The sequence below is a fragment of the [Zimmermannella] bifida NBRC 103089 genome, from assembly GCF_001570925.1.
GTDB classification, from domain to species: domain Bacteria; phylum Actinomycetota; class Actinomycetes; order Actinomycetales; family Microbacteriaceae; genus Gulosibacter; species Gulosibacter bifidus.
On sequence record NZ_BCSP01000037.1, the window covers coordinates 1 to 631 of the forward strand.

General features: G+C 55.8%; 1 protein-coding gene. It reads left to right on the plus strand.

Features of this window, described 5'->3' with window-relative positions:
- Positions 1-392: 392 nt before the first annotated feature.
- Positions 393-631 (plus strand): hypothetical protein (locus ZBI01S_RS09390; protein WP_159421500.1); only part of this gene is annotated, 239 nt, incomplete at its 3' end.

Sequence of the window (631 nt, forward strand, 5' to 3'; positions counted from 1 at the left end):
CGTGTCGGTGGATGCGGTTATGCTCAGTTGCAGTAGTGGTCGCGGCCGTCAGTGGTGATGGTTGCTCGTGTTCTCAGTGCGGAGGTCATGAATGCCTGAATTGTTGATTACCCAGGGGGGGGGCTTCGAGCCGTCGAATCGCGATTAAGTGAGGTGGCTTCGGAGTTGGGCGGACTTGCGGCGATGGATTTTGGTGCCGACCTACTGACGGCGTCAATGCCCGGAGCAGCAGGAAGCGCGACAGTGAGCAATGCGGTGGAGTCGACAGACACGCGCATTCGTGATCTTTCAATTGCTACCGATGAAACGAGCGATGACTGTCAACGGGTAGCTGACGACTTTGCACATGTTGATGCGGCGTTTGCGGATGCATTTCACACGAAGGTGAACTCATGAGTGGCGCGATTACGTGGGAGAACCTCCTGAAATGGGACTACGCGCCCTTGGAAGATGCGTATCAGGAAGTGTCTCGGCGTCAGATGGCGTTGGAGCAAGCGGGCGATACTTGTCATGCCACGGTGTTTGCGTTTGCCGATGAGGGCGAAGCTGCTGATGTATTGCGTGATCTGGTGCATGATTACCGCAACCGTGCTGATCGACTCGAGGCATTGTTGACAGACATGATGATGGC